Origin of the sequence: Clostridium ljungdahlii (genome assembly GCF_001636845.1) — a bacterium.
GTDB lineage: Bacteria > Bacillota > Clostridia > Clostridiales > Clostridiaceae > Clostridium_B > Clostridium_B ljungdahlii_A.
In genome coordinates this window covers 1-1,322 of the sequence record NZ_LITT01000053.1, presented here as the reverse complement: position 1 = coordinate 1,322, position 1,322 = coordinate 1, and the positions used below count along the sequence as shown (strand labels likewise).

At 38.9% G+C, this 1,322-nt stretch carries 2 tRNA genes and 1 rRNA gene; all 3 read left to right on the top strand.

The features are described from left to right. The first annotated feature begins 403 nt into the window (after window positions 1-403). Window positions 404-479, top strand: a tRNA-Ala gene (locus WY13_RS15540). 4 nt (window positions 480-483) lie between these two features. Next, window positions 484-560: transfer RNA gene (locus tag WY13_RS15535), tRNA-Ile, on the top strand. 383 nt (window positions 561-943) lie between these two features. Beyond that, window positions 944-1,322 (top strand): 23S ribosomal RNA (locus WY13_RS15530); the annotation flags it as partial.

The following is a 1,322-nucleotide window of genomic DNA, read 5'->3' as shown; positions in this document are numbered from 1 at the left end:
GCTCTTCCGATCTAAGATAGAGTATAATCTATCTTATAAATTGATGGTTTAAGTAAGTTGAAACTTAAAAATTGATAGTAACGTGTATATCAAGGAAAAACATGAGCGAGGAACAGAGTTTACTTATGTAAATGAGTACCGCAGCGAATGATTTTGACGAAGATATACGAAGTTAATAGCAATTTTTCACTCTGTTTAATTTTGAAGGATCATAGATTCTTCAAAGTATCACTTTTGAATTTAAGTGGTATGATGATGATAAAAATTGATAGTAACGAGCAAGACAAGGAAAAACTTGAATGAAGAGCGGAGTTTACTTATGTAAATGAGCACTGGAATGAAAGTTTTGACGCAGTATTGCGAAGTTAATAGCAATTTTTTAAAAATAGAATAAAAATATTTTGGGGGTATAGCTCAGCTGGGAGAGCATCTGCCTTGCACGCAGAGGGTCAAGAGTTCGAATCTCTTTATCTCCACCATTTAGGGCTTATAGCTCAGCTGGTTAGAGCGCACGCCTGATAAGCGTGAGGTCGATGGTTCGAGTCCATTTAAGCCCACCAAAGGTTTTCATTAGAAAGCCATTTTCAATTTATAATGTAAATTGAAAAATTGTCCTTTGAAAATTGCACAGTAAATAAAGAAATTAAAAAATTGGTAGTAACGAGTATATCGAGGAAAAACATGAGCGAGGAACAGAGTTTACTTATGTAAATGAGTACTGCAGTGAATGATTTTGACGAAGATATACGAAGTTAATAGCAGTTTTTGCAAGTAAAGCTAAGGTTATAATATAACCTTTGTAGATGAAACTAAGAAAATTGGCAGTAACGAGTACAGCAAGGAAAAGACCGAATGAGGAGCGGAGTTTACTTATGTAAATGAGTACCGGAATGAGGTATTTGACGAAGCTGGACGAAGTTAATGACGATTTTCGATAATGAAAGGTCAAGCTACAAAGGGCGCATGGAGGATGCCTTGGCACCAGGAGCCTAAGAAGGACGTGATAAGCTGCGAAAAGCTCTGGGTAGGCGCAAATAGCCAGAGAACCAGAGATATCCGAATGGGGAAACCCACCTAGATAACGCTAGGTACTGCAAACTGAATACATAGGTTTGTAGAGGCAAACCCGGGGAACTGAAACATCTAAGTACCCGGAGGAAGAGAAAGAAACATCGATTTCCTAAGTAGCGGCGAGCGAACGGGAAAGAGCCCAAACCAGGAACTTGTTCCTGGGGTTGCGGATAGGTCATAAATACTGTGAAGTGTTAATTGAAGAGAGCTGGAAGGCTCCGCCGGAGAAGGTAAAAGCCCTGTAAATGAAA